A 24,117-nucleotide genomic window follows, 5' to 3' on the forward strand; every position below is an offset into this window, starting at 1 on the left:
GGCCCCTGCCCGCCCCGGGCGTTCCGCCCCCCGACCGCTCAGGCCGTTCAGGCCGTTCAGGCCGCGAGCACCGGCCGCTGCTCCTCGGAGCGCTCCTCCGCCGCCCCGGTCCCCGTGCCCCCGGCCGCCCGCAGCCGCAGCGCCAACAGCAGCGCCAGCGTCAGCAGCCCGCCCGCCGACAGGAACACCACGTCCACGGCGTCCGTGAAACTGCCCAGCGCGTGCTCGCGGGCGGCCCCGGCGAGGGTGCGGAGCGCGCCGAACGACCCGCCGGGCTCGCCGGCCTCGTAGACCCGGGCCAGCACGGTGCCGAACAGCGCCGCGCCGAGCGCGCTGCCGAGGGTCTGGAAGAAGCGCACCCCGGTGGTCGCGACGCCGAGCTGGTGGGCGGGCGCGGCGGCCTGCACCAGCATCACCAGCTGGCCGATCAGCTGCCCCAGCCCGCAGCCCAGCAGGGCGAGTTCGGCCAGCACCACCCACAGCGGGGTGGCCGGTCCGCTGAGGCCGAGCAGGAGCAGGGCGAGCGCCGCGAGGCCCGCGCCGGCCACCAGGAAGGTCTGCGGCAGGTGGCCGCGGGCGGTCAGCCTGCCCACCAGCAGCCCGACCGCGGTCATCCCGGCCGCCATCGGGACGAGGTAGAGGCTCGCCGAGGTCGGGGCCACGCCGCGGGCGAGCTGCAGGTAGATCATCACGTAGACGATCGAGCCGGTCATGGCCATCCCGACCAGGCCCTGGATCGCGAAGCCGAGGCGCACCGCGCGGATCCGGAACAGCGACAGCGGCAGCACCGGCTCGGCCGCGGTGGCCTGGCGCCACAGGAAGAGCGCGAACGCGGCCAGGGTCGCGGCGGCGAGCCCGAGGATCACCGGGGAGGTCCAGGCGTAGTCCTTGCCGCCCCATTCGGTGACCAGCAGCAGCCCGGTGGCGAAGGCGGCGGCGAGGGCCGCGCCGAGGAAGTCCAGGCTGCGGCGCCCGGCCGAGGCGGGCAGCTTGAGCACCAGGGCGGCGCCGACCACGACCAGCAGGCCGAGCGGCAGGTTGACGTAGAAGATCCAGCGCCAGCTGAGGTGGTCGGTGAACAGCGCGCCGATCAGCGGGCCGATCGCCATGCCGAGGCCGGCGACGACCCCGCCCACCGCGCCGCCCTTGCCGCCGCCCGCGTCCTCCGGGTCCTTGAGGTGGGCGATCACCACCATGGTGACGCTCATCAGTCCGCCGCCGCCGATGCCCTGGACGGCCCGGAAGGCGATCAGTTGTCCCATCGTCTGGGCGGCCCCGCAGAGCGCCGAGCCGAGCAGGAAGGCGCCGACCGCGCCGAGCAGCACGCGCTTGGCGCCGTAGAGGTCGCAGAGCTTGCCGTAGAGCGGCAGCAGCGCGGTGGCGGCCAGGGCGAACGCGCTGACCAGCCAGGGCAGCCGGTCGACGCCGTGGACGGGGTCGAGCTCGCGGACGATCGGCACGCTCACCGCCGACACGATGTTCATGTCGAGCACGGCCAGCACGATCGTGACCAGGCAGATCAGCATGCCCAGCTTGCGCTGGGCCGGTGTCATCAGGGCGGTGGGCGCCATCGTCGAATCCCCCCGGGGTCGTCGGAGTCCGCCCGGACCGGTGCGGTCCGGCGGGAACGGCACCACCATGACAGGATTCTTGGACTCGGTCAATCCTTGATCCTGGGCCATATTTCATCCGAGCCAATCAATGAGCTCGGTCAATCGTTGTTCCTGGTACAGTTCGGCCATGGCGTCCCCTTCCGGCTTCGAACGCGGCCTCGATCACGGCTTCGACCTCGACGCACTCCCGCTGCGTGAGCGCAAGAAGATCCAGACCGGCATCCGGCTCTGGCGCACCGCCGTCGCGCTGTTCGCCGAACGGGGCTTCGACCAGGTCTCGGTGGCCGAGATCGCGGCCGCCGCCGACGTCTCCAAGATGACCGTCTTCAACTACTTCCCCACCAAGGAAGACCTGGTCATGGGCCCGATGGAGCAGCACCTCGACGAGCCGGCCCGGGTGGTGCGCGAGCGCGCCCCGGGCACCTCGGCGGTGGCTGCGCTGCGCGAGCAGTTCCTCGCCGCGCTGGGGGAGTTCGACCCGGCCACCGGGCTGAACGACGACCCGGTCGTGCTCGACGTGGTCCGGGTGATCCACCGGACCCCGGCCCTGCTGATGCGCGCCACCGCCGGCTTCGACCAGAAGGCGCAGACCCTGCTGGCCGCCGAACTGCTCGCCCAGGACCCGGCCCATGACGAGCTCACCGCCAGGGTCGCCGCGGCCCAACTGCTGGCCGCCCGGCTGACCCTGACCGGCGAGAACCAGCGCCGGATGCTGACCGGCGAACGCGCCGAGGACGCGCTGCCCGCCGCGCTCGACGCGACCCACCGCGCCTTCGCCCTGGTCGAACGGGGACTCGGGGACTACTGCGCCGACACGCCCTGAGAAGGTGTGCGCACCACGATCATCCGGAGGTACGCATGGACCAGCCCTTGCTCACCCGGGGTCGCACCCCGCTGTCCACCGACGTCGACGGCCTGCTCGCCCACATCGGTGAGGACGGCGTCGCGGTGCTGACGTTCTCGCGCCCGCTGCGCCGCAACGCCATCACGCTGGCCATGTGGCAGGCCCTGCCCAAGCTGCTGTTCCGGATCGCCGAGCAACCGGGCGTGCGGGTCCTGCTGGTCACCGGCGCCGACGGCACCTTCAGCGCGGGCGCGGACATCGACGAACTCGCCGAGGTCTACGGCGACCCGGACCGCGCCGACGACTACCACGCCGTCAACGTGGCCGCCGAGGAGGCCCTGGCGGCCTTCCCGCACCCGACGATCGCGGTGGTGCACGGCGCCTGCGTCGGCGGCGGCTGCCAGTTGGCGGTCGCCTGCGACCTGCGGTTCGTCGCGAACGACGTGCGGATGGGCATCACCCCGGCCAAGCTCGGCGTGGTCTACCCGGCGGTGCCGACCCTGCGGCTGGCCCGGCTGGTGGGCCCGTCCCAGGCCAAGTACCTGCTGTTCTCCGGCGAGTTGGTGCAGGGCCTGCGCACCACCGTGATCGGCCTGGCCGACCGGGTCGTCCCCGCCGGCGAACTGGACGGGAACGCGCTGGAGTTCGCCCGGCTGCTGACCCGGCGCTCGCCGCAGACCATCGGTGCCGTCAAGGCCGCGCTGGCCGTCCCGCCGGAGCAGGCGGCGCAGGCGCTGGAGCCGTGGGAGCGCCGCTCCCGCGAGGCCTCGGACGTCCACGAGGGCCTCGCCGCGTTCCTGGAGGGCCGCCCGCCCCGGTTCTGAGCCCCGGGGGAGCGTCGGAAACAGGCCGTCCCGCGCCGAACCCCCCACGGGTTCGGCGCGGGACGGCCTGCGGACCGCTCAGCGGATCGGCATCCCCGAGATCGCCCGGGCGATCACCAGCCGCTGGATCTCGCTGGTGCCCTCGAAGATCGAGTAGATCGCGCTGTCCCGGTGCATCCGCTCCACCGGGTACTCCCGGGTGAAGCCGTTGCCGCCGAGGATCTGCATCGCCTGCGCGGTGACGTACTTGGCCGTCTCGCCCGCGTACAGCTTGGACATCGAGCCCTCGGCCGCGGTGAACGGCTGGTTGTTGACCGCCATCCAGGAGGCCCGCCACACCAGCAGCCGGGCCGCGTCGATCCGGGTCTTCATGTCGGCGAGCTGGAAGGCCACGCCCTGGTTGTCGATGATCGGGCGGCCGAACTGCTCGCGCGTCTTCGCGTAGTCCAGCGCCACCTCGTACGCGGCCCGGGCGATGCCGATCGCCTGCGCGCCGACGGCCGGGCGGGAGGCCTCGAAGGTGGCCATCGCCGCGTTGCCCCTGGCGCCCGGGCGCTTGACGCCCTCGCGGGCCCGGGCCAGCCGCTCGTCCAGCTTCTCCTTGCCGCCGAGCAGGCAGCTGCCGGGCACCCGGACGCCGTCCAGCACCACCTCGGCGGTGTGCGAGGCACGGATGCCGTGCTTCTTGAACTTCTGGCCCTGGCTCAGTCCGGGCGTGCCCGGCGGGACGACGAAGGAGGCCTGTCCCTTGGCGCCGAGCGCGGGGTCGACGGTGGCGACCACCACGTGGACGGCGGCGATCCCGCCGTTGGTGGCCCAGGTCTTGGTGCCGTGGAGCACCCACTCGTCCTTGGCCTCGTCGTACACCGCACGGGTGCGCAGCGCGGAGACGTCGGAGCCGGCGTCCGGCTCGGAGGAGCAGAAGGCGGCCACCTTGACGTCCTCGGGGGTGCCGAACATCTGCGGGGTCCAGGTGCCGATCTGCTCGTCGGTGCCGTTGGCCAGCACCGCGACGGCGGCCAGGGTGGTGCCGACGATGGACAGCCCGATGCCCGCGTCGCCCCAGAACAGCTCCTCCATCGCGATCGGGATGCCGACGCCGGAGGGGTCGAAGTACTGCTGGGCGTAGAAATCCAGGGAGTAGATGCCCAGCTTGGCGGCCTCCTGGATGACCGGCCAGGGGGTCTCCTCGCGCTCGTCCCACTCGGCGGCGGCCGGGCGCATCACGTCGGCGGCGAAGCCGTGCAGCCAGTCGCGTACGGCGAGCTGGTCCGCGCCCGGGTCCAGCGAGAACGTGCTGCTCATGGGTGCTTGCCTCCGAAGACGTGGTGCGGCCGACCGGGGTGTTACCTCGGGTAACATCGTCGGAGTCTGCTACTGATTGGTAACCGGTGTCAACGCCCGCGACCGGTGTCGACACCGAGTCGGCCCCCCACTTCCGAGGAGCAGCGCATGTCCCGAGAGCCCCGCCGCGAGCAGCTGCTCAACGCCGCCGACCGGGTCATCCAGCGCGAGGGCCCGAGCGCCAGCATGAACGCCATCGCCGCCGAGGCCGGCATCACCAAGCCGATCCTCTACCGGCACTTCGGCGACCGGAACGGCCTGATCAGAGCCCTCACCGAGCGGCACACCGGCGGCCTGCTGGCCGCCGTCCGCGCCGCCCTCGCCGAGCCGCTGGAGCGCCGCGACCGGGTCGAGCACGTGCTGGACACCTACCTCGCCGGGATCGAGGCCCGGCCCCAGGTCTACCGGCTGCTCACCCACCCCGAGCCGGGCGACCCGAGCGGCGCCGGCAACGCACTCGCCCCCGCGCTCCGGCAGATCGCCGAGGAGATCACCCGGGCCGTGCAGAGCCAGGTCGACCTCGGAGCCGACCGCGACCTGCTCGCCGAGGCCTGGGGCCGGGGCATCACCGGCATGGTGCTGGCCGCCGGGGACTGGTGGCTGGAGACCAAGCCCTGCTCGCGCACCCGGATGGTGCAGGCCCTGGCCGACCTGCTCTGGGGCCGCCTGGCCGCCGCCGCGGACCTGCCGACCGCCGTCCTGCCGACCGCCCCGCCCGAGCCCGCCGCGGACTGACCGCCCCGCACGCACCGACCTCCCGCGGCCGAACTCCCCTTTCGCGCACGACCCTTGTGCAGGGGGCGCCAGCACGGGCATCATCGGGGCCCCCACCCCCCGCCGTGCGAGGTCCCCGATGCGCCTGCGCCGCACCGCCGTTGCCCTGCTGCTCGCCGCCACCGCCGCGCTGACCGCCGCCCCGGCGCAGGGCGCGCCGAACCCGGCCCGGGCCGCCGCGACCGCGCACTTCCCCACCGGCACGGCCACCTCCCCCGACGGCCGCACCGCCCTCACCGACGCCCGCGGCCGCCGGCTCGGGCTGCGCGGCTTCAACCTCGACAAGTACGCCGAGGCCACCGAGGCCGACCTCCGGTCCGTCGCCGCCCAGGGCTTCACGCTCGTCCGGCTGCCGGTCTCCTGGACCAGGCTGGAGCCCCGGCGCAGGCACCTCGACGGCGCCGAGCTGCAGCGCCTGCAGCGGCTCCTCGGCTGGGCCGACCGCCTGAACCTGCTCGTCCTGGTCGACTTCCACCAGGACGTCTACGGCCCGAAGTTCGGTGGCGGCACCAACGGCATCCCGGTCTGGGCCACCCGGGACGACGGCCTGCCCTTCACCCCGGACCCGGACGACTGGTTCGCCGGCTACTTCCAGCCCGCCGTCCAGGCCGCCTTCCGCCACCTCTACGACGACCCCGACCTGCGCGCCTGGCAGGCCGACTTCTACACCCGGCTCGCCCGCGAACTGCGCGGCCACCGCTCGCTGTTGGGCTACGACCTGTTCAACGAGCCGTTCGGCCCGGTGGACGGCGACCCGAGCGACCCGGCAGTGCTGGCCGCCGCCTCCGCCGCCCTGGAACAGGGCCGGCTCGCCGACATGTACCGCCGCCTGATCGCCGCCGTGCGCCGGGCCGACACCCGCGCCTGGCTGTTCGTGGAACCGACCGTCCTGGTCGGCCAGGGCGTGCCGACGCGACTGCCCGGCTTCACCGACCCCCGCCCCGGCTCCCCCCGGCTCGGCTACGCACCGCACTTCTACTCCACCGCCGTCGAGAACGGCGCCGACTGGGACCCGTCCGACGGCTTCGTCGAGCAGTACGCCTCCGCGATCACCGCCTACCCCGCCGCCCACCGCCTGCCGGTCCTGGTCGGCGAGTGGGGGCCGCCGGACTCCCGCCGGCCGGGCAACCGCCTGCTGGTCCGCCGACAGGTCGCCGCCATGGACGGCTTCGCCGAGGGCTGGACGATGTGGTACTGGTGCCGGGGCACCGGCGGCTACTGCGCGCTCGACCCGGCCGGGCACCCCGCCCCCGGCGACGAGCCCGCCTTCGGCCCGTACCCGGCCGCCGTGGCCGGCACCGCGGTCCGCACGGACGGCGACACCGTCCGCTGGAGCGCCGACGGCACCGGGCACGGCAGCGAACTCGTCCTGCCGCCCGCCGCGTTCCCGCACGGCGCGGGCGTCGCGGTCTCCCCCGCCGACGCCCGCGTCGAGGTCGAGCAGCCCTCGGACGGACACGCGGGAACCGTACGGATCCGGCTCCCGCACACCCGACCGGGCACCGCCGTGACGGTCACCCTCACGGCCCGGTGAGGCCCCGCCGGGCCGCGCGCTACAGCAGCCCCCGGCGGGCCAGCAGCGGCTCGGTCTCCGGCGCCCGGCCGACCACCGCGCGGAAGGACTCCAGCGGGTCCCGGCTGAACCCGCGCGCCAACAGCTCGCGCCGGAACACCTCGCCGCTCTCCCGCACCGGCCGCCCGTTGCCCTCGAACCACTGCACGGTGTCGGCGTCCAGCACCTCCGACCAGATGTAGGCGTAGTACGCCGCGCTGTAGCCGCTGGCGAAGACGTGCTGGAAGTACGTCGTCCGGTAGCGCGGCGGGATCGCGTCCACCCCGACCCCGGCGGCCGCGAGCGCCCGGGACTCGAACTCCTCGGCGTCCGCGATCTCCTCGCCCTGCGGCACGGTGTGCCAGGCCCAGTCCAGCAGCGTGGCCGCCAGGTACTCCACCGTCCGGAAGCCCTGCCCGAAGCCCTCGGCCGCCGTCATCCGCTCGACCAGCCCGGCCGGCAGCGGCTCCCCGGTCTCGTGGTGCCGGGCGTAGTTGGCCAGCACCTCCGGCCGGACCATCCACATCTCGTTGACCTGCGACGGGAACTCCACGAAGTCCCGGGGCACCGAGGTGCCCGAGAACAGCGGGTACCGCACTTCCGAGAACAAACCGTGCAGCGCGTGCCCGAACTCGTGGAAGAGCGTGCGCACCTCGTCCCAGGACATCAGCACCGGCTCGCCGGGCGCCGGGAGCGGGATGTTGAGGTTGTTCAGCACCACCGGCCGCCGCCCGGTCAGCGCGGACTGCTCGACCAGCGAGTCCATCCAGGCACCACCGCGCTTGGACGCCCGGGCGTGGAAGTCGCCGACGAACAGGCCCAGCGCGGTGCCGTCCTCCTCGAACACCTCGAAGACCCGCGCGTCCGGGTGGTGGGCCGTCAGGTCCGGCCGCTCGGTGAAGCTCAGGCCGTACGCCAGGTTCGCCGCGAAGAACACGCCGTCGCGCAGCACCCGCTCCAGCTCGAAGTACGGGCGCAGCACCGCCGCGTCGACCTGGAAGGAGCTCTGCCGGACCTTCTCCGAGTAGTACGCCCAGTCGTGCGCGGCGATCTCCCCGATCCCGTCCGCGGCGGCCGCCGCGGCCAGCTCGGCGGCCTCCCGGCGGGCGTTGGCCACGGCCGGCCCGACCAGCCGGGCCAGCAGGGCGGAGACCGCCTCGACCGTGCCCGCCGTCTCGTCCGCCACCACGTACGCGGCGTGGCTGGGGTGCCCCAGCAGCGCGGCCCGCTCGGCGCGCAGCCCGGCCATCCGGATCGCGATCGGGCCGTTGGCCTCGATGCCCCGGCCGAGCGAGGCGGCGAGCAGCCGCTCGCGCACCGAGCGGTCGGTCAGCTGCGCGAGTTCGGGCTGACCGGAGGTGTTCTTCAGGCTCAGCACGTACTTGTCCTCGTGGCCGAGCACCCGGGCGTTCTCCGCCGCGCCGGCGATCGCGCCCTCGGACAGCCCGGCCAGCTCCGCCGCGGAGTCCAGCACCAGCGCGTTGGCCCGGGTCGCGGCGTTCACGTTCTGCTGGAACGTGGTGCCCAGCGCGGCGAGTTCGGCGTTCAGCTCGCGCAGCCGGGCCTGCTCGGCCTCGCCCAGCCGGGCCCCGGAACGCTCGAAGCCCGTGTACCGGCGCTCCAGCAGGCGCAGCGACTCCGGGTCCAGGCCGAGCTCCGTGCGGGTCCGGTACAGCGCCTCGATCCGGGCGAACAGCGCGCGGTCCAGGTGGATCGCGTCGTGGTGGGCGGCGAGCAGCGGGCTGACCTTGGCCTCCACCTCGTCCAGCAGGTCGGTGGTGTCCGAGGAGGACTGGTTGCGGAACACCGCGTCCACCCGGCGCAGCAGCTCCCCGGAACGCTCCAGGGCCACCAGGGTGTTCTCGAAGGTCGGCAGGCTCCGGTCGGCGGTGATCGCCGCGATCTCGGCGAGCTGCTCGGCCATCCCGCGCTCGTAGGCGGGCAGGTAGTGCTCCTCCCGGATCTCCGCGAAGGGGGGCAGCTCGTAGTCCAGCGTGCTGGGCCGGAAGAACGGGTTCTCGGTCATTTCGCCGACCATACGCGGTGTCACCCGCCCTGCCTATGCGGCCCGAGCCCGTTGTCGTACCCACCCGTTAACGTCAGCGGAGGACACCTGCAAGCCCGCACATCCGTGCCCGTACCCGCACGCCCGACCGCGCGCCGGAGAGGAGCAGCCCCCGTGGCACCCAGGACGGCCCTCGCGCCCGACCCGCACGGCCCCGGCGGCCGCCTCCAGCCGCTGGACGACGCCGGCGCCCCGCTCGGCCCGCCCGAGACCGTCCGCGACCTCGCCGCCGCGGTCGCCGCCCGGGAGGGGGCCGGGCAGACCCGCTGGGTCTGGGCCGCCGCCGACTCCGCGTACGCCCCGCTGCTGGCGCGGCTGCCCGACCGGCTCGCCCGCTGCCACGACCTGCGGCTGGTCGAGGCACTGCTGCTGGCGCACGAGGGCCGGTTCGGCGCGCCGCGCTCGCTCGGCGCCGCCTGGTGCCGGCTGCGCGGCCTGCCCGTCCCGGCGGACCTGGCCGAGCCCGGCCCGGCCGACGCCGACGGCGGCCAGGACACCCTGTTCGCCCCCGACCGGCTGCAGCTGCCCCCCGGCGCCGACCCGCTGGCCGCCGTGGTCGCCGTCCACGCGGAGCAGCAGCGCCGGATCGCCGCGATCGCCGAGCCGGGCGCCCGGCAGCGGTTCCGGCTGCTGGTCGCCGCCGAGTCGGCCGGCGCCCTGGTGGCCGCGGAGATCGCGTACGACGGCCTGCCCTGGCGCACCGACGTCCACGACCGGCTGCTGACCGAACTGCTCGGCCCCCGCCCCGCCGTCCCCGGCACCCAGCCGCGGCGGCTCGCCGACCTCGCCGTCGAGCTCCAGGAGGCCCTCGGCGCCAAGCCGTTCAATCCCGACTCGCACACCCAGGTGCTGCGCGCCTTCGGCGAGGCGGGCATCCAGCTCGGCTCCACCCGGTCCTGGGAGCTCAAGGGCATCGACCACCCGGCCGCCCGGCTGCTCGTCCGCTACAAGGAGCTCGCCCGGATCCACGTCGCGCACGGCTGGGCCTGGCAGGACGCCTGGGCCCGCGGCGGCCGCTTCCGGCCCGAGTACGTGGTCGGCGGCGTGGTCTCCGGCCGCTGGGCCAGCCGCGGCGGCGGCGCCCTGCAGATCCCGCGCATCCTGCGCCGGGCCGTGGTCGCCGACCCGGGCTGGCTGCTGGTGGTCGCCGACGCCGCCCAGCTGGAGCCCCGGGTGCTGGCCGCGCTCTCCCAGGACGCCGGGCTGGCCCGCACGGCGGCCGGCGGCGACCTGTACGAAGCGCTCGCCGCCACCGCCTTCCAGGGCGACCGCGAGAAGGCGAAGCTCGGCCTGCTCGGCGCCATGTACGGGCAGACCAGCGGCGACATCGGCCCGCTGCTGAACACCCTGCGGCGCCGCTACCCGGCCGCGATGGGCTACGTCGAGGCCGCCGCCCGCACCGGCGAGGACGGCGGTGTGGTCGCCTCCCGGCTCGGCCGGGTCTGCCCGCCGGCCTCCGCCGACTTCCTCGACCTGACCGAGGCCGACGCCGCGGGCGAGGCCGGCGGCCGCACGGCCCGCGCCCGGGGCCGCTTCACCCGCAACTTCGTCATCCAGGCCAGCGCCGCCGACTGGGCGCTCGCCCTGCTCGCGGCGCTGCGCCGGCGGCTGGGCGAGCTGCCCGCGACCGGCCCGGCGGACCGCCCGCACCTGGTGTTCTTCCAGCACGACGAGGTGATGGTGCACACCCCGGCCAACCTCGCCGACGACGTGGCCGCCGCCGTCGCCGAGGCCGCCGAGGAGGCCCGCCGGCTGGTCTTCGGCGACACCCCGGTGCGCTTCCCGCTGACCACGGCGGTGGTGGACTGCTACGCCGACGCCAAGTGACGCCCCCGGCCGATGCCCACGTGACGCCGTCGGCCGGCGCCAAGTGACGCGCCCGGCCGGCGCCCCTACAGCTTCCGGAAGGAGCGCGCGTCCTCGGCCGCCGCGACCACCTCGGCCAGCCCCGCGCCGGTCGAGGCGGTGACGGCGGCGGCCACCGCGCCCTCGACGAACGGCGCGTCCACCAGCCGCACGCCCGGCCGCGGCTCGTCCTCCAGGACGGTGACGGCGGTGAGCACCGAGCTGCCGAGGTCCGGCAGCACGACCACGCCCGCCCCACCGTCCGCCTGCGCGACCGCCCCGGCGATCAGGTCGTAGCTGGTGCCGAGCCCGCCGTCCTCCGTCCCGCCGGCGACCACCACCCGCACGCCGTCCGGGGCGAGTTCACCGAGCAACTCGCGCAGCCCCTCCGCGAGCCGGGCGCTGTGCGAGACCAGGACGATGCCCACGTTTCCGCTCATGCCGACGACCCTACGGGCAACGCCCGCTGCTCCGGGAGGGTGACCGGAAACGCGCGTGTCGCACCCCGTGCCCACCACCCCCGTCTGGCGTAGCGTCGGGTCGACGGCGTTGACGACCGTAGCGTCCTCACCAAGGGAGCGAAGAGCGTTGAAGAAGCTGATCAACACCCCGGAGGGGGTCCTGGAGGACGCCCTGGCCGGATTCGCCGCCGCCCATCCGGAGCTGGCGGTGGACATCCCGAACCGGGTGATCACCCGGGCCGCCCGCCCGGCCGGGCCCAAGGTCGCGCTGATCTCCGGCGGCGGCTCCGGCCACGAACCGCTGCACGGCGGCTTCGTCGGCCCCGGCATGCTCGACGCCGCCTGCCCCGGCGAGGTGTTCACCTCGCCCGTCCCGGACCAGATGCTGGCCGCCGCCAAGGCCGTGGAGAACGGCGCCGGTGTCGTCTTCGTCGTGAAGAACTACACCGGCGACGTGATGAACTTCGAGCTCGCCGCCGAACTCGCCGCCGAGGAGGGCCTGGAGGTCCGCACCGTCCTGGTCAACGACGACGTCGCGGTCGAGGACTCCACCTGGACGGCCGGCCGCCGGGGCACCGGCGCGACCGTCCTGGTCGAGAAGACCGCCGGCGCGCTGGCCGAGCGCGGCGCCCCGCTGGACGAGGTGGCCGCCCTGGGCGAGCGGGTCAACGCCGCCTCCCGCTCCTTCGCGATCGCGCTCACCGCCGCCACCGTCCCGGCCGCCGGCAAGCCGGGCTTCGACCTGCCCGAGGACGAGATCGAGGTCGGCGTCGGCATCCACGGCGAACCCGGCCGCCGCCGCGAGAAGCTCCGCCCGGCCCGCGAGCTGGCCGCCGAGGTCGTCGAGACCGTCCTGACCGACCACCACCTGACCGCGGGCGACGAGGTGATCGCCCTGCTCAACGGCCTGGGCGCCACCCCGCTGCTGGAGCTGTACGTGGTCTACGGCGAGGTCGCCGCCCGGCTGGCCGAGCGCGGCATCGGGGTGGCCCGCAGCCTGGTCGGCAACTACGTCACCAGCCTGGACATGGCGGGCTTCTCGCTCACCCTCACCAAGGCCGACGCCCAGCTGCTGGAACTGTGGGACGCCCCGGTCGACACCCCCGCCCTCAAGCGGGCCTGAGGAGGATTCGCGATGGACCCCGACACCCCGGCGTTCGACTCCCCGCTGTTCGACACCGCACGGGCCGAGGCCTGGATCCGCGCCGTGGCCGCGGCCGTCGACGAGGAGCAGTCCCGGCTCACCGAGCTGGACTCGGCGATCGGCGACGGCGACCACGGCAGCAACCTCCACCGCGGCTTCACAGCTGTCCTCGCCGCCCTCGACGGCCTTCACCCGACCGGCCCGGGCGCCGTCCTCACCAGGACCGGCACCACGCTCGTCTCCAAGGTCGGCGGCGCCTCCGGCCCGCTCTACGGCAAGGCCTTCCGCGCCATCGGTGCCGCCCTGCCCGAGCCGGCCACCCCGGCCGACGTCGCCGAGGCCCTGTCCGCCGGACTGGACGCCGTGCGTCTCCTCGGCAAGGCCGAGCCCGGGGACAAGACCATCGTGGACGCCTGGACCCCGGCCCTCGCCGCCTTCCGCGCCGCGGCCGCCGGCGGTGCCACGCTCGCCGAGGCCGCCGCCGCGGCCGCCGACGCCGCCGACCGGGGCGCCCGCGACACCGTCCCGCTCCGGGCCCGCAAGGGCCGCGCCTCCTACCTCGGCGAACGCAGCATCGGCCACCAGGACCCGGGTGCCACCTCCACCGCCCTCGTCTTCCGCGCCCTCGCCGACACCACCGCCTGAGCCCGCTCCGCCCCGGCCCCCTACCCGCGCAGTCCCCGGCCCCTCCCCTCTTCCCCGTGCTCCGACCGGGGCGCGGGGAACTGCGCGGAACGGAGGGCCCCGACCGGCACCGCGCCCCGCTCCCCCATGCCCTCCCCCGCACTCCGCGCCCCCGCCGCACCCCGGGCGTCGATCAGCCGTCCGTCCGCGCGATCAGCAGCAGCAACGCGTCGTCCCGCAGCTCCCCGCCGGTGTGCGCCAGCAGGTCCCCGTACACCCGCCCGACCGCCGCCTCCAGCTCGCCCGCCGAGCGCGCGGCTCCCCGCACCAGCGGCCCCACCCGCTCCGCCAGCGGGTAGAACTCCCCGGTCGTCCGGTGCCGTGCCTCGATCACCCCGTCCGTGCAGAGCACCAGCACGTCCTCCGGCCCGAACGGCTGCCCCCAGCTGGTCGGTTCCCCCGCGGCCAGCCGGCCGAGGCCCAGCGGCACCCACGGGTCCGGCGCGTGCAGGACGAGCGCCCGCCCCTCGCCGTCGACCCGGATCGGCGGCACGTGCCCGTACTGCAGCAGCTCCACGGCCCCGGGCGCGCGGAACTCCGCGAACAGCGCCGTGGTGAACTCGCCGTCCGGGACGTGCCGTTCGACGCTGGCCTCGACCCGCGCCGCGACACCCCGCAGCCCGGCCTCGTCGTACGCGGCCTCGCGGAACGCGCCCAGCACCACCGCCGCGGTCTGCACCGCCGCCAGCCCCTTGCCCCGGACGTCCCCGACCGCGACCCGGGTGCCGTGCGGCGTCTCCAGGACGGAGTAGAGGTCCCCGCCGATCCGCGAGGCGTCCGCCGCCGACACGTACCGCACGGCCAGCCGCAGCGGCCCGACCACCGGCCCCGGCAGCCGCAGCAGGGCCCGCTGGGCGGCCTCGGCGACGGAGCTGACGGCCGCGAAGGCCGCCGCCCGCCGCATCCGGAGCCCGGCGACCCAGGCCGAGAACAGCGTCACCACCACGTAGCTGACCATCGCGCCGTAGAGGAACCGCGCGTCGTTGATGTTGTCGACCTCGTCGTAGTGGCTGAGCCCGAACACCGCGAGCAGTCCGAGCGTGCAGACCGCGAGCAGTTCGCGGGGCCGCAGGGTGAGGGCCGCGATGGTCGGCACGACGGTCATCAGCGGCGCGAGGTAGCGGTCCTTGCCGGAGAGGAGGTCCGCGAGCCCCACCAGCAGGGTGGCGAGCAGCGCCGGAGCGGCGCGCCGCCACAGCGGCACGTCCTGGAGGTCGGCGGCCAGCAGGGCGCCGCGCTGCCGGTCCGGCGGCAGTCCGGCTGCCCCGGGTGCCGAGGGTGACTGGGCGCGGCGGATCGGAAACACATACCGAACATAAGGGACGATCACGGCACCCACCCGCCCACCCCGTCGCCTACGATTCGATCCACCTCCCCCACCCCCTCGACCGATACCCCTCAGGGGTATTGTGTCATCAGCAGTCGTCGACAGTCGTCAGCACAGGAACCCGCACCGACCTCCCGGAGGCCCCGATGTCCAGCACCATCACCTACACCGTGTCCGGCATGAGCTGCGGCCACTGCGAGAAGGCGATCAGCGAGGAGCTCTCCGCCCTGACCGGTGTCACCGACGTCGCCGCCGACGCCAAGGCCGGGACCGTGACGGTCTCCTCCGCCGCCCCGTTGGACGACGAGCAGGTCCGCGCCGCCGTCGACGAGGCCGGCTACGAGCTGGTCGGCCGCAGCGCCTGAACCACCGAGGTACGGCGGGGCCCCGACCGGCGGCCCGACCGACGGCCCCGCCGTACGCCCCCAGCAAGGAGCTGATCCGCATGAGCACGTCCGCCCCCGACGTCGAGGCCCGGGACCGGGTCGAGCTGTCGATCGGCGGGATGACCTGCGCCTCCTGTGCGGCCCGGATCGAGAAGAAGCTCAACCGGATGGACGGCGTCGAGGCGACCGTCAACTTCGCCACCGAGAAGGCCCGGGTCGACTACGGCCCCGGGGTGACGGTGGCCGAGCTGATCGCCACGGTCGAGCGCACCGGCTACACCGCCGAGCTCCCCCCGCCCCCGGCGCCCGCCGTCCCCGGGCCGGCCCGTCCCGCCACCGCGGCGCCCGGGCCGGCCCGCCCCGAACGGACCGACCCCCTGCTCGACCGGCTGCTGATCGGCGCCGTCCTCGGCGTCCCGGTGGTCGTGCTGTCGATGGTCCCGGCCCTGCAGTTCACGAACTGGCAGTGGCTGGCCTTCGCGCTCACCGGCCCGGTCGTGGTGTACGGCGGCCTGCCGTTCCACCGCGCCGCCTGGACCAACCTCAAGCACGGCGCCGCGACCATGGACACCCTGGTCTCGCTCGGCACCCTGGCCGCCTTCGGCTGGTCGGTCTGGGCGCTCTTCCTGGGCCACGCCGGCCTGCCCGGGATGCACCACGCCTTCTCGCTCTCCGTCGGCGACACCGACGCCTCCGCGACGCTCTACCTGGAGACCGCTGCCGCCGTCACCGTGCTGATCCTGCTCGGCCGCCTGCTGGAGGCCCGCTCCAAGCGCCGGGCGGGCGCCGCGCTGCACGCGCTGCTCGACCTCGGCGCCAAGGACGTCGCGGTCCTGCAGGACGGACGCGAGGTGCGCCTGCCCGTGGACCGGCTGGCCGTCGGCACGCGCTTCGTGGTCCGCCCGGGCGAGAAGATCGCCACCGACGGCGTGGTGGTCGAGGGCGGCTCCGCCGTGGACGCCTCGATGCTGACCGGCGAGTCCGCCCCGGTCGAGGTCACCGTCGGCGACCCGGTCACCGGTGCCACCGTCAACGCCGGCGGGCGCCTGGTGGTCGAGGCCACCCGGGTCGGCGCCGACACCCGGCTGGCCCGGATGGCCGGGCTGGTCGAGGAGGCCCAGAACGGCAAGGCCGCCGCCCAGCGGCTGGCCGACCGGATCTCCGCCGTCTTCGTCCCCGTGGTGATCCTGATCGCCCTGGCCACCCTGGTCACCTGGCTGCTGGTCACCGACAGCCCCACCGAGGCCTTCACCGCGGCCGTGGCCGTCCTGATCATCGCCTGCCCCTGCGCGCTCGGCCTGGCCACCCCGACCGCGCTCATGGTGGGCACCGGCCGCGGCGCCCAGCTCGGGATCCTGATCAAGGGCCCGGAGGTCCTGGAGACCACCCGCGCGGTGGACACCGTCGTGCTCGACAAGACCGGCACCGTCACCACCGGCCGGATGGCCGTGGTCGCCGTGCACACCGCCGAGGGCGTCGACCGGAGCGAGGCGCTGCGCCTGGCCGGCGCCGTCGAACACGCCTCCGAGCACCCGATCGCCGCCGCCGTCGCCGCGGCCGCCGTGGAGCGGACGGGCGAGCTGCCGCCGGTCGAGGGCTTCCGCAGCGTCCCCGGCCGGGGCGTGGAGGGCGTCGTGGCGGGCCGCGCGGTGGTCGCCGGGCACGAGGCGCTGCTCGCCGACCGGGCCCTGCACCTGCCGCCCTCCCTGACCCGCGCCAGGGCCGCCGCCGAGGCGGCCGGCCGCACCGCGGTCACGGTCGGCTGGGACGGCGAGGCGCGGGCGGTCCTGGAGGTCGCCGACGCGGTCCGGCCGACCAGCGCCGAGGCGGTCGCCCGGCTCCGCGCGCTGGGCCTGCGCCCGGTGCTGCTGACCGGAGACAACCGGGCGGTCGCCGAGGCGGTCGCGGCCGAGGTCGGCATCCCCGCGCAGGACGTGATCGCCGAGGTGCTCCCCGAGGACAAGGTCGCGACGGTCAGGCGGCTGCAGGCCGAGGGCGGGGTCGTCGCGATGGTCGGCGACGGCGTCAACGACGCCGCGGCCCTCGCCCAGGCCGACCTCGGCCTCGCGATGGGCACCGGCACCGACGCCGCGATCGAGGCCGCCGACCTCACCCTGGTCGGCGGCGACCTGCGCGCGGCGGCCGACGCCATCCGGCTCTCCCGCCGGACCCTCGGCACCATCAGGGGCAACCTGGTCTGGGCGTTCGGCTACAACGTCGCCGCCCTGCCGCTGGCCGCGGCCGGGCTGCTCAACCCGATGATCGCCGGCGCGGCCATGGCCTTCTCCTCGGTCTTCGTGCTCACCAACAGCCTGCGCCTGCGCCGCTTCCGGGCCGCCTGAGCGGCCCCGGGAAGCTCCCGCGTGGCCCCGGGGGCCAGGCGGCTCCCGCGCGCCCCGGGGCACGCACGAGGGGCCCGGACCGCCACCGGTCCGGGCCCCTCGCCGTACGTCAACGCCCCAGCAGCTCGCCGCCGTTGCAGTGCAGGATCTCACCGGTGATGAACCCGGCCTCGGGCGAGGCGAGGAAGTGCACCGCCGCCGCGACCTCGCCGGTCTCCCCGATCCGGCCGAGCAGGGTGCGGGCCGCCCGCCGGGCCACCTCGGCCTCGTCCAGCCGCGGCCCGAAGAACTCGGTGCCGCTGACCGTCCCGGGCGCGACGATGTTGGCGGTGATGCCCGAGGTGCCCAACTGGGCGGCCAGGAAGTTGTTCCAGGCGTGCAGCGAGGCCTTCGCCGCGCCGTAGGAGCCGGCCCCGCGCAGGGCCGCGATGGAGCTGATGGTGACCACCCGGCCGGAGCCGGGGGTGAGCCGGTCGCGGATCGACTCGGTGAGCAGCACCACGGTCAGCACGTTGCGCTCGAAGTCGCCGCGCCAGCGGGCGAGCAGCGCGTGCGGCCCGCCGCCGACCACGGTCTCCCGACTGCCGGCGTTGTTGACCAGGACGTCGATCCGCTCGGGCAGTTCGCGCAGCGCGTCCTCCACGGCGTCCGGGTCGGCGAGGTCGCACACCAGCGGGGTGACGTCCGCCCCGAGGTCCGCCGCGGCCTTCTCCAGGACCGCGCGGCGGCGGCCCACGATCACCACGCGGTCACCCGCCTCGGCGAACCGCCGCGCGACTTCGTACCCGATTCCCGTGCCACCGCCGGTGACGACGACGTTCCTGGCCATCTGCGCACTCCCTCCCCAGTTCCGCCGCCGCGCTGCGAGTGTGCGGGGCGGTCCGTACCGGAATGCCACGATTCCTATCACGCTCGGTTGCCGTGACTGCGGGGAGGGTGACGTCCCGCGCGAGAGAAGGTGTGATATGGGCGGGGTACGACGCGCACACGGAGCGTGGCGAGAGGCAGCTCACACCCCCCGGGCGTAACTTCTCGCACCCTGATACGTCTTAGGTTGGTAGTGCGGCAGTTTTTCCGATGGGCGGGGGCACGCTGAACGGCAACGTGTCCCCGCGCTTCCACCGGCTGTCGCCGGCGGGGCTCCGGCGGGCCCCGGGAAGGGTCGTCTTCTCGACGGCCTTCGCGCACGGCGCCGGGGTACTGGCGGGCCAGGGACGCTTTGAGCGGCCGTCTCGGGCTGCGGCCGGCCCCGGAGTCGTGCGCCGTACGGTTCCGTCCCCGCACGGACCCCTCCGGGGGTGCGGTGCGGGGACGCGGAGGGGCCCGGTCGCTCAGGCAGCGGCCGGGCCCCTTTCAGCTTCCGTCCGGGTCGGTGCCCGGCGTCGGCGTCTTCGCGCGCGTCGTCAGCGACCCTCAAGCGGGACGTAGTCGCGGATCGCGGTGCCGGTGTAGATCTGGCGCGGGCGGCCGATCCGGCTGGTCGGGTCGTTGATCATCTCGTGCCAGTGGGCGATCCAGCCCGGCAGCCGGCCGAGGGCGAACAGCACGGTGAACATGCTGGTCGGGAAGCCCATGGCGCGGTAGATCAGGCCGGTGTAGAAGTCCACGTTCGGGTACAGCTTGCGCGAGATGAAGAAGTCGTCCTTGAGGGCGTGCTCCTCCAGCTTGAGCGCGATGTCGAGGAGCTCGTCGCTCTTGCCGAGCTGGCCGAGGACCTCGTGCGCGAGCAGCTTCACCTGGGCGGCGCGCGGGTCGAACGCCTTGTAGACCCGGTGGCCGAAGCCCATCAGCTTGACGCCGGCTTCCTTGTTCTTGACCTTCGTGATGAAGGCGTCGACGTCGCCGCCGTCCTTCTGGATGCTCTCCAGCATCTCCAGCACGGCCTGGTTGGCGCCGCCGTGCAGCGGGCCCCACAGTGCCGAGATGCCGGCCGAGATCGAGGCGAACAGGTTGGCGTGGCTGGAGCCGACCAGGCGCACGGTGGAGGTCGAGCAGTTCTGCTCGTGGTCCGCGTGCAGGATGAGCAGCTTGTCCAGGGCGTTGACGACGACCGGGTTGAGCTCGTAGTCCTCGGCGGGGACGGCGAACGTCATCCGCAGGAGGTTCTCGACGTAGCTCAGGTCGTTGCGCGGGTAGACGAAGGGCTGGCCCATCGCCTTCTTGTACGCGTACGCGGCGATCGTCGGCAGCTTGGCGAGCAGGCGGACCGTCGACAGGTGGCGCTGGGCCGCGTCGAACGGGTTGTGGCTCTCCGGGTAGAACGTGGACAGCGCGCCGACCACCGAGGACAGCATGGCCATCGGGTGGGCGTCCCGCGGGAAGCCCTGGAAGAAGCGCTTGACGTCCTCGTGCAGCAGGGTGTGCTGGGTGATCTCGCGGTTGAACTCCGCCAGCTGGTCCGCGTTGGGCAGCTCGCCGTTGATCAGGAGGTACGCGGTCTCGATGAAGCCGCCCTGCGAGGCGAGCTGCTCGATCGGGTAGCCGCGGTACCGCAGGATGCCGTTGTCGCCGTCCACGAAGGTGATCGCGGACTTGTACGCGGCGGTGTTACCGAAGCCGTTGTCCAGGGTGACCAGGCCGGTCTGCGGGAGCAGCTTCGAGATGTCGAAGCCGGCGTTGCCCGCAGTGCTCTCGACGACGGGGTACTCGTACTCGCCGTCCTGGTACCGCAGTACTACCGAGTTGTCGCTCACGTCTTCCTCACCGACGAAATGAATCCTCTTCCAAGGTGCCCTGACTGTCTCCACCATCCCCCATCCGGAGGACAGTCGCGCACCCGGGGTGGCCCGGAAGGGCCCGCCCCTACAAAACCTGCCGCCGTAGCCGGTACGAACCGGACAAGATCGGCACCACCCTAGGCTCTGCCGTAAATCTCTTCACGTCAAGAGAACATTAGAGGCAACGATCCTGTTGGATAATCATCCAGAAGCAAGCCGATGATCGAGTGCCGCATGCCGCCGACCTGCACTGACGGCCCGAACGGCCTGCGCGATCGCCTTGCGTGACCCGACCAGTACCACGAGTTTCCTCGCCCTGGTCACAGCGGTGTAGAGCAGATTTCGCTGGAGCATCGTCCAAGCGGACATAGTGACCGGAATCACCACCACCGGGTACTCGCTGCCCTGCGAGCGGTGGATCGTCACCGCGTACGCGTGGGCCAGCTCGTCGAGTTCGTCGAAGTCGTACACCACCTCCTCGTCCTCGTCGGTGACCACCGTCAACCGCTGGTCGTCCACGCTGAGGGCGGTCACCACTCCCACTGTGCCGTTGAAGACGCCGTTCCGCCCCTTGTCGTAGTTGTTGCGGATCTGGGTCACCTTGTCCCCCACCCGGAACGTCCGCCCGCCGAAACGCCGCTCCGCCACCCCTTCCCGGGCCGGCGTCACCGCCCCCTGCAGCAGCGTGTTCAGGTTCCCCGCCCCGGCCGGGCCGCGGTGCATCGGGGCCAGCACCTGGACGTCCCGGCGCGGGTCGAAGCCGAACTTCTGCGGGATCCGCCGCGCCACCACGTCCACCGTCAGCCCGGCCGCCCGCTCCGCGTCGTCCTCGGCGAACAGGAAGAAGTCCGCCAGACCATCCGTCAGCGGCGGCTTCCCCTCGTTGATCCGGTGCGCGTTGGTCACCACGCCCGACTGCTGCGCCTGCCGGAAGATCCGGGTCAGCCGGACCGACGGGATCGGCCCGCCCTCGGCCAGCATGTCCCGCAGCACCTCCCCGGCGCCCACCGACGGCAGCTGGTCCACGTCCCCCACGAACAGCAGGTGAGCGCCCATCGGCACCGCCTTGACCAGCTTGTTCGCCAGGATCAGGTCCAGCATCGAGGCCTCGTCGACCACCACCAGGTCCGCGTCCAGCGGCCGGTCCCGGTCGAACGCGGCGTCCCCGCCCGGCTTCAGCTCCAGCAGCCGGTGCACCGTCGAGGCCTCCGCCCCGGTCAGCTCCGACAGCCGCTTCGCCGCCCGCCCGGTCGGCGCCGCCAGCACCACCTTCGCCCGCTTCGCCAGCGCCAGCGCCACGATCGACTTCACCGTGAACGACTTGCCGCAGCCCGGACCGCCCGTCAGCACCGCGACCTTCTGCGTCAGCGCCAGCCGCACCGACTGCTCCTGCTCGGGCGCCAACTCGGCCCCCGTCCGCTTCGCCAGCCACTCCAGCGCCACCGGCCAGTCCACGCCCGCGAACCACGGCATCCGGTCCGTGTCCGAACGCAGCAGCCGCAGCAGCTGGTTGGCCAGCGAGATCTCCGCCCGGTGGAACGGCACCAGGTAGACCGCGGTGATCGGCTCGCCCGCCTCCCCCGGCACCGTCTCGCGGACCACCCCCTCGGCCGCGACCAGCTCGGCCAGGCAGTCGATCACCAGCCCCACGTCCACCTGGAGCAGCTTCACGCCGTCCGCGATCAGCCGCTCCTCCGGCAGGAAGCAGTGCCCCTGGTCGCTGCTCTGCGACAGCGCGTACTGCAGCCCCGCCTTCACCCGCTCCGGGCTGTCGTGCGGGATGCCCACCGCCTGGGCGATCCGGTCCGCCGTCAGGAATCCGATGCCCCAGACGTCCGACGCCAGCCGGTACGGCTCGTTCTTCACCACGCCGATCGACGCGTCGCCGTACTGCTTGTAGATCCGCACCGCCAGCGAGGTCGACACCCCGACCCCCTGCAGGAAGACCATCACCTCCTTGATGGCCTTCTGCTCCTCCCAGGCCGCCGCGATCTTCTTGGTGCGCTTCGGCCCCAGCCCCGGCACCTCGATCAGCCGGCCCGGCTCGTTCTCGATCACCTCCAGGGTGTCCACACCGAAGCGCTCCACGATCCGCTCGGCGAACCGCGGCCCGATCCCCTTGATCAGCCCCGAGCCCAGGTACCGCCGGATGCCCTGGACCGTGGCCGGCAGCACCGTCGTGTAGTTCTCCACCGTGAACTGCCGCCCGTACTGCGGGTGCGAGCCCCACCGCCCGTGCAGCCGCAGCGACTCCCCGACCTGCGCCCCCAGCAGCGCGCCCACCACGGTCAGCAGGTCGTTCCCGCCCCGGCCGGTGTCGACCCGGGCCACCGTGTAGCCGGTCTCCTCGTTGGCGTAGGTGATCCGCTCCAGCACCCCCTCGACCTGCGCGAGCTGGAACGGCTGCTGTCCCGACTGCGCCTGCTTGCTCACCGGGCCCCCTTCGACCGGTACGGGTGGATCATTCCGCTACGCACGGTACCGCCCGGCCCCGACAAGCCCACAGCCGCGAACGCCCGGATCCCGGGCCGGAAGCCTGCCGTGCAGCGCCATCGCCGAGGTGCCAGGCTGTGAGTAGGCAGGGGGACCGTCGACCGCGCCCGCCCGGGCCCGGCCCGTCCGAGGAGCAGTGCCCGACATGCTCAACACCGCCTTCCGCCCCGGCGCCCCCGACTGGCTCGACCTGAGCAGCCCCGACACCCGGGCCTCCGTCGACTTCTACACCGCGCTGTTCGGCTGGACCTTCGACTCGGCCGGCCCCGAGTCGGGCGGCTACGGGTTCTTCCGCCTCGACGGCCGGATCGTCGCCGCACTCGGCCCGCTCACCGACGAGAGCGCCCTGCCGGGCTGGACGCTCTACTTCGCCACCCCCGACGCCGACCGCACCACCGCACTGGTCGAGAAGGCCGGCGGCCGCGTCCGGTTCGCCCCCTTCGACGTCTTCACCTCGGGCCGGATGGCCGGCTACACCGACCCGACCGGCGCCGACTTCGCCGTCTGGCAGCCGCACGACACCCGCGGCCTGGACGTCGTCGACGAGGAGGGCAGCCTCTGCTGGGCCGAGTGCCACAGCATCGACGCCGAACTCGCCAAGTCCTTCTACCGCACCGTCTTCGACTGGCAGGAGCAGGACGTCCCGTTCGACGGCTCGATCTACACCGTCCTCACCCCCGCGGGCGGCGGCACCGACGACGCCCACGGCGGCATCGTCCAGCTCGGCCCCCAGCAGACCGCCGCCGGCACCGGCTCGCACTGGCTCCCGTACTTCGAGGTCCCCAACGCGGACGCCGGCCTCGCCATCGCCGCCACCATCGGCGCGACCGTGAAGGTCCCCGCCACCGACGTCCACGGCGTCGGCCGCCTCGCCCAGCTGGTCGACCCGCACGGCGCGGTCTTCGCCGTCATCACCAGTGCCCCGCCCGGGGCGTGACACCGCCTCACCCCGGCCCGACGCCATCAGGGACCTTGCCCACCCCTGATCGGCCCTGATCGGCCCCCAGGAGGGCCGTGCAGGGGCGCTACGGGCGTAGACAGGGACGGGTGGGAACCGTGGAAAGGCTTCTATTCTCTGATCATGAACGACACGACCGATCTGACGATCCGCCGGGCGACCGGGGCGGACCTCCCGGCCATCGTGGCGATGCTCGCGGACGACCCGCTGGGCGCGACCCGCGAGAGCCCCGACGACCTGACCGCCTACCGCACCGCCTTCGCCCGCATCGAGGGCGACCCGCACCAGCACCTGGTCGTCGCCGACCGCGCCGGCCGGACCGTCGGCACCCTGCAGCTCACCGTCGTGCCCGGCCTCTCCCGACAGGGCTCCACCCGCACGATCATCGAGGCCGTCCGCATCCACGCCGACGAGCGTGGCAACGGGCTGGGCTCCGTCCTGATCGAGTGGGCCGTCCGGCGCTCCCGCGAACTCGGCGCCGACCTCGTCCAGCTCACCTCCGACGCCACCCGCACCGACGCGCACCGCTTCTACGAGCGGCTCGGGTTCGTTCCGTCGCACGTCGGTTTCAAGCTGAAGGTCTGAAAGCGGCGCCCGGCACAGTGTCCGGAAATGCAAAGAACCCCTGATCCGAGTGGATCAGGGGTTCTTTGGAATGATTGTTCGGCGGCGTCCTACTCTCCCACAGGGTCCCCCCTGCAGTACCATCGGCGCTGTGAGGCTTAGCTTCCGGGTTCGGAATGT

At 73.9% G+C, this 24,117-nt stretch carries 19 protein-coding genes and 1 rRNA gene; 11 read left to right on the top strand and 9 right to left on the bottom strand.

Annotated features, from left to right (window positions below):
• Positions 1 to 56: 56 nt before the first annotated feature.
• Positions 57 to 1,571 carry an MFS transporter gene (locus ACIRST_RS29690; RefSeq protein WP_350521499.1) on the bottom strand — a complete coding sequence of 505 codons (1,515 nt, stop codon included), beginning with the start codon at positions 1,569 to 1,571 and terminating at the stop codon, positions 57 to 59.
• Between the two features lie 169 nt (positions 1,572 to 1,740).
• On the opposite strand from ACIRST_RS29690, the gene ACIRST_RS29695 reads away from it, so the two are divergent.
• Both ACIRST_RS29695 and ACIRST_RS29700 read left to right on the top strand, forming a co-directional pair.
• Positions 1,741 to 2,436, top strand: coding sequence for a TetR family transcriptional regulator (locus ACIRST_RS29695; protein WP_402805762.1), 696 nt, complete (start codon positions 1,741 to 1,743; stop codon positions 2,434 to 2,436).
• Between the two features lie 35 nt (positions 2,437 to 2,471).
• Positions 2,472 to 3,281 (top strand): enoyl-CoA hydratase/isomerase family protein, encoded by an 810-nt coding sequence (locus tag ACIRST_RS29700; RefSeq protein ID WP_350521501.1) that lies wholly within the window; start codon positions 2,472 to 2,474, stop codon positions 3,279 to 3,281.
• Between the two features lie 78 nt (positions 3,282 to 3,359).
• Here the strand turns inward: ACIRST_RS29700 and ACIRST_RS29705 are convergent, their stop codons facing one another.
• Positions 3,360 to 4,586, bottom strand: coding sequence for an acyl-CoA dehydrogenase family protein (locus tag ACIRST_RS29705; RefSeq protein ID WP_402805764.1), 1,227 nt, complete (start codon positions 4,584 to 4,586; stop codon positions 3,360 to 3,362).
• 147 nt (positions 4,587 to 4,733) lie between these two features.
• On the opposite strand from ACIRST_RS29705, the gene ACIRST_RS29710 reads away from it, so the two are divergent.
• Positions 4,734 to 5,360 (top strand): TetR family transcriptional regulator, encoded by a 627-nt coding sequence (locus ACIRST_RS29710; RefSeq protein WP_402805767.1) that lies wholly within the window; start codon positions 4,734 to 4,736, stop codon positions 5,358 to 5,360.
• A 118-nt stretch (positions 5,361 to 5,478) separates the two neighbouring features.
• Positions 5,479 to 6,933, top strand: coding sequence for a cellulase family glycosylhydrolase (locus tag ACIRST_RS29715; protein ID WP_402805770.1), 1,455 nt, complete (start codon positions 5,479 to 5,481; stop codon positions 6,931 to 6,933).
• Positions 6,934 to 6,952: 19 nt separating this feature from the next.
• Here ACIRST_RS29715 and ACIRST_RS29720 read toward each other — a convergent pair whose 3' ends face one another.
• Entirely contained in the window at positions 6,953 to 8,977 is a 2,025-nt protein-coding gene (locus tag ACIRST_RS29720) for a M3 family metallopeptidase (RefSeq protein ID WP_402805772.1), read from the bottom strand.
• 153 nt (positions 8,978 to 9,130) lie between these two features.
• On the opposite strand from ACIRST_RS29720, the gene ACIRST_RS29725 reads away from it, so the two are divergent.
• The gene (locus tag ACIRST_RS29725; protein ID WP_402805775.1) at positions 9,131 to 10,843 is read left to right on the top strand and encodes a bifunctional 3'-5' exonuclease/DNA polymerase; all 1,713 of its coding nucleotides are present in this window, start codon (positions 9,131 to 9,133) and stop codon (positions 10,841 to 10,843) included.
• Positions 10,844 to 10,908: 65 nt separating this feature from the next.
• On the opposite strand, the gene dhaM is transcribed toward ACIRST_RS29725, so the two are convergent.
• Positions 10,909 to 11,301: a dihydroxyacetone kinase phosphoryl donor subunit DhaM gene (dhaM, locus tag ACIRST_RS29730; RefSeq protein WP_350521507.1), complete on the bottom strand. Its 393-nt coding sequence runs from the start codon at positions 11,299 to 11,301 to the stop codon at positions 10,909 to 10,911.
• A gap of 148 nt (positions 11,302 to 11,449) precedes the next feature.
• Between dhaM and dhaK the strand changes: the two genes are divergently transcribed.
• On the top strand, positions 11,450 to 12,445 hold the full coding sequence (dhaK, locus tag ACIRST_RS29735) for a dihydroxyacetone kinase subunit DhaK (protein WP_350521508.1): 996 nt from the start codon (positions 11,450 to 11,452) through the stop codon (positions 12,443 to 12,445).
• Between the two features lie 12 nt (positions 12,446 to 12,457).
• Positions 12,458 to 13,111 (top strand): dihydroxyacetone kinase subunit DhaL, encoded by a 654-nt coding sequence (gene dhaL, locus ACIRST_RS29740; protein ID WP_402805779.1) that lies wholly within the window; start codon positions 12,458 to 12,460, stop codon positions 13,109 to 13,111.
• 172 nt (positions 13,112 to 13,283) lie between these two features.
• Here the strand turns inward: dhaL and ACIRST_RS29745 are convergent, their stop codons facing one another.
• A complete protein-coding gene (locus ACIRST_RS29745; protein WP_402805781.1) occupies positions 13,284 to 14,456 on the bottom strand; it encodes a PP2C family protein-serine/threonine phosphatase in 1,173 nt (390 codons plus the stop codon).
• Positions 14,457 to 14,623: 167 nt separating this feature from the next.
• Here ACIRST_RS29745 and ACIRST_RS29750 point away from each other — a divergent pair, with 167 nt between their 5' ends.
• Positions 14,624 to 14,842, top strand: a complete 219-nt coding sequence (locus tag ACIRST_RS29750; RefSeq protein ID WP_402805783.1) for a heavy-metal-associated domain-containing protein — start codon at positions 14,624 to 14,626, stop codon at positions 14,840 to 14,842.
• 80 nt (positions 14,843 to 14,922) lie between these two features.
• Positions 14,923 to 17,205, top strand: a complete 2,283-nt coding sequence (locus ACIRST_RS29755; RefSeq protein ID WP_402805786.1) for a heavy metal translocating P-type ATPase — start codon at positions 14,923 to 14,925, stop codon at positions 17,203 to 17,205.
• A gap of 109 nt (positions 17,206 to 17,314) precedes the next feature.
• On the opposite strand, the gene ACIRST_RS29760 is transcribed toward ACIRST_RS29755, so the two are convergent.
• The 3 genes from ACIRST_RS29760 to ACIRST_RS29770 form a co-directional block, all read right to left on the bottom strand.
• Entirely contained in the window at positions 17,315 to 18,034 is a 720-nt protein-coding gene (locus ACIRST_RS29760) for an SDR family oxidoreductase (protein ID WP_350521513.1), read from the bottom strand.
• A 574-nt stretch (positions 18,035 to 18,608) separates the two neighbouring features.
• Positions 18,609 to 19,898 carry a citrate synthase gene (locus tag ACIRST_RS29765; RefSeq protein WP_350521514.1) on the bottom strand — a complete coding sequence of 430 codons (1,290 nt, stop codon included), beginning with the start codon at positions 19,896 to 19,898 and terminating at the stop codon, positions 18,609 to 18,611.
• 225 nt (positions 19,899 to 20,123) lie between these two features.
• The gene (locus tag ACIRST_RS29770) at positions 20,124 to 22,355 is read right to left on the bottom strand and encodes an ATP-dependent RecD-like DNA helicase (protein WP_402805791.1); all 2,232 of its coding nucleotides are present in this window, start codon (positions 22,353 to 22,355) and stop codon (positions 20,124 to 20,126) included.
• Between the two features lie 205 nt (positions 22,356 to 22,560).
• Here ACIRST_RS29770 and ACIRST_RS29775 point away from each other — a divergent pair, with 205 nt between their 5' ends.
• Positions 22,561 to 23,352: a VOC family protein gene (locus ACIRST_RS29775; RefSeq protein WP_402805794.1), complete on the top strand. Its 792-nt coding sequence runs from the start codon at positions 22,561 to 22,563 to the stop codon at positions 23,350 to 23,352.
• Positions 23,353 to 23,496: 144 nt separating this feature from the next.
• On the top strand, positions 23,497 to 23,958 hold the full coding sequence (locus ACIRST_RS29780) for a GNAT family N-acetyltransferase (protein ID WP_402805796.1): 462 nt from the start codon (positions 23,497 to 23,499) through the stop codon (positions 23,956 to 23,958).
• A gap of 76 nt (positions 23,959 to 24,034) precedes the next feature.
• Here the strand turns inward: ACIRST_RS29780 and rrf are convergent.
• A 5S ribosomal RNA gene (gene rrf, locus ACIRST_RS29785) occupies positions 24,035 to 24,117 on the bottom strand; the annotation flags it as partial.

This window comes from Kitasatospora sp. NPDC101447 (assembly GCF_044767225.1).
Classification (GTDB): domain Bacteria; phylum Actinomycetota; class Actinomycetes; order Streptomycetales; family Streptomycetaceae; genus Kitasatospora.

Coding starts and splice junctions, on each gene's coding strand:
- ACIRST_RS29700 (WP_350521501.1), top strand. CDS start 2,472: ATGGACCAGCCCTTGCTCACCCGGGGTCGCACCCCGCTGTCCACCGAC.
- ACIRST_RS29720 (WP_402805772.1), bottom strand. CDS start 8,977: ATGACCGAGAACCCGTTCTTCCGGCCCAGCACGCTGGACTACGAGCTG.
- ACIRST_RS29750 (WP_402805783.1), top strand. CDS start 14,624: ATGTCCAGCACCATCACCTACACCGTGTCCGGCATGAGCTGCGGCCAC.
- ACIRST_RS29705 (WP_402805764.1), bottom strand. CDS start 4,586: ATGAGCAGCACGTTCTCGCTGGACCCGGGCGCGGACCAGCTCGCCGTA.
- ACIRST_RS29690 (WP_350521499.1), bottom strand. CDS start 1,571: ATGGCGCCCACCGCCCTGATGACACCGGCCCAGCGCAAGCTGGGCATG.
- ACIRST_RS29775 (WP_402805794.1), top strand. CDS start 22,561: ATGCTCAACACCGCCTTCCGCCCCGGCGCCCCCGACTGGCTCGACCTG.
- dhaM (WP_350521507.1), bottom strand. CDS start 11,301: ATGAGCGGAAACGTGGGCATCGTCCTGGTCTCGCACAGCGCCCGGCTC.
- ACIRST_RS29780 (WP_402805796.1), top strand. CDS start 23,497: ATGAACGACACGACCGATCTGACGATCCGCCGGGCGACCGGGGCGGAC.
- ACIRST_RS29695 (WP_402805762.1), top strand. CDS start 1,741: ATGGCGTCCCCTTCCGGCTTCGAACGCGGCCTCGATCACGGCTTCGAC.
- ACIRST_RS29760 (WP_350521513.1), bottom strand. CDS start 18,034: ATGGCCAGGAACGTCGTCGTCACCGGCGGTGGCACGGGAATCGGGTAC.
- ACIRST_RS29755 (WP_402805786.1), top strand. CDS start 14,923: ATGAGCACGTCCGCCCCCGACGTCGAGGCCCGGGACCGGGTCGAGCTG.
- ACIRST_RS29710 (WP_402805767.1), top strand. CDS start 4,734: ATGTCCCGAGAGCCCCGCCGCGAGCAGCTGCTCAACGCCGCCGACCGG.
- dhaL (WP_402805779.1), top strand. CDS start 12,458: ATGGACCCCGACACCCCGGCGTTCGACTCCCCGCTGTTCGACACCGCA.
- ACIRST_RS29715 (WP_402805770.1), top strand. CDS start 5,479: ATGCGCCTGCGCCGCACCGCCGTTGCCCTGCTGCTCGCCGCCACCGCC.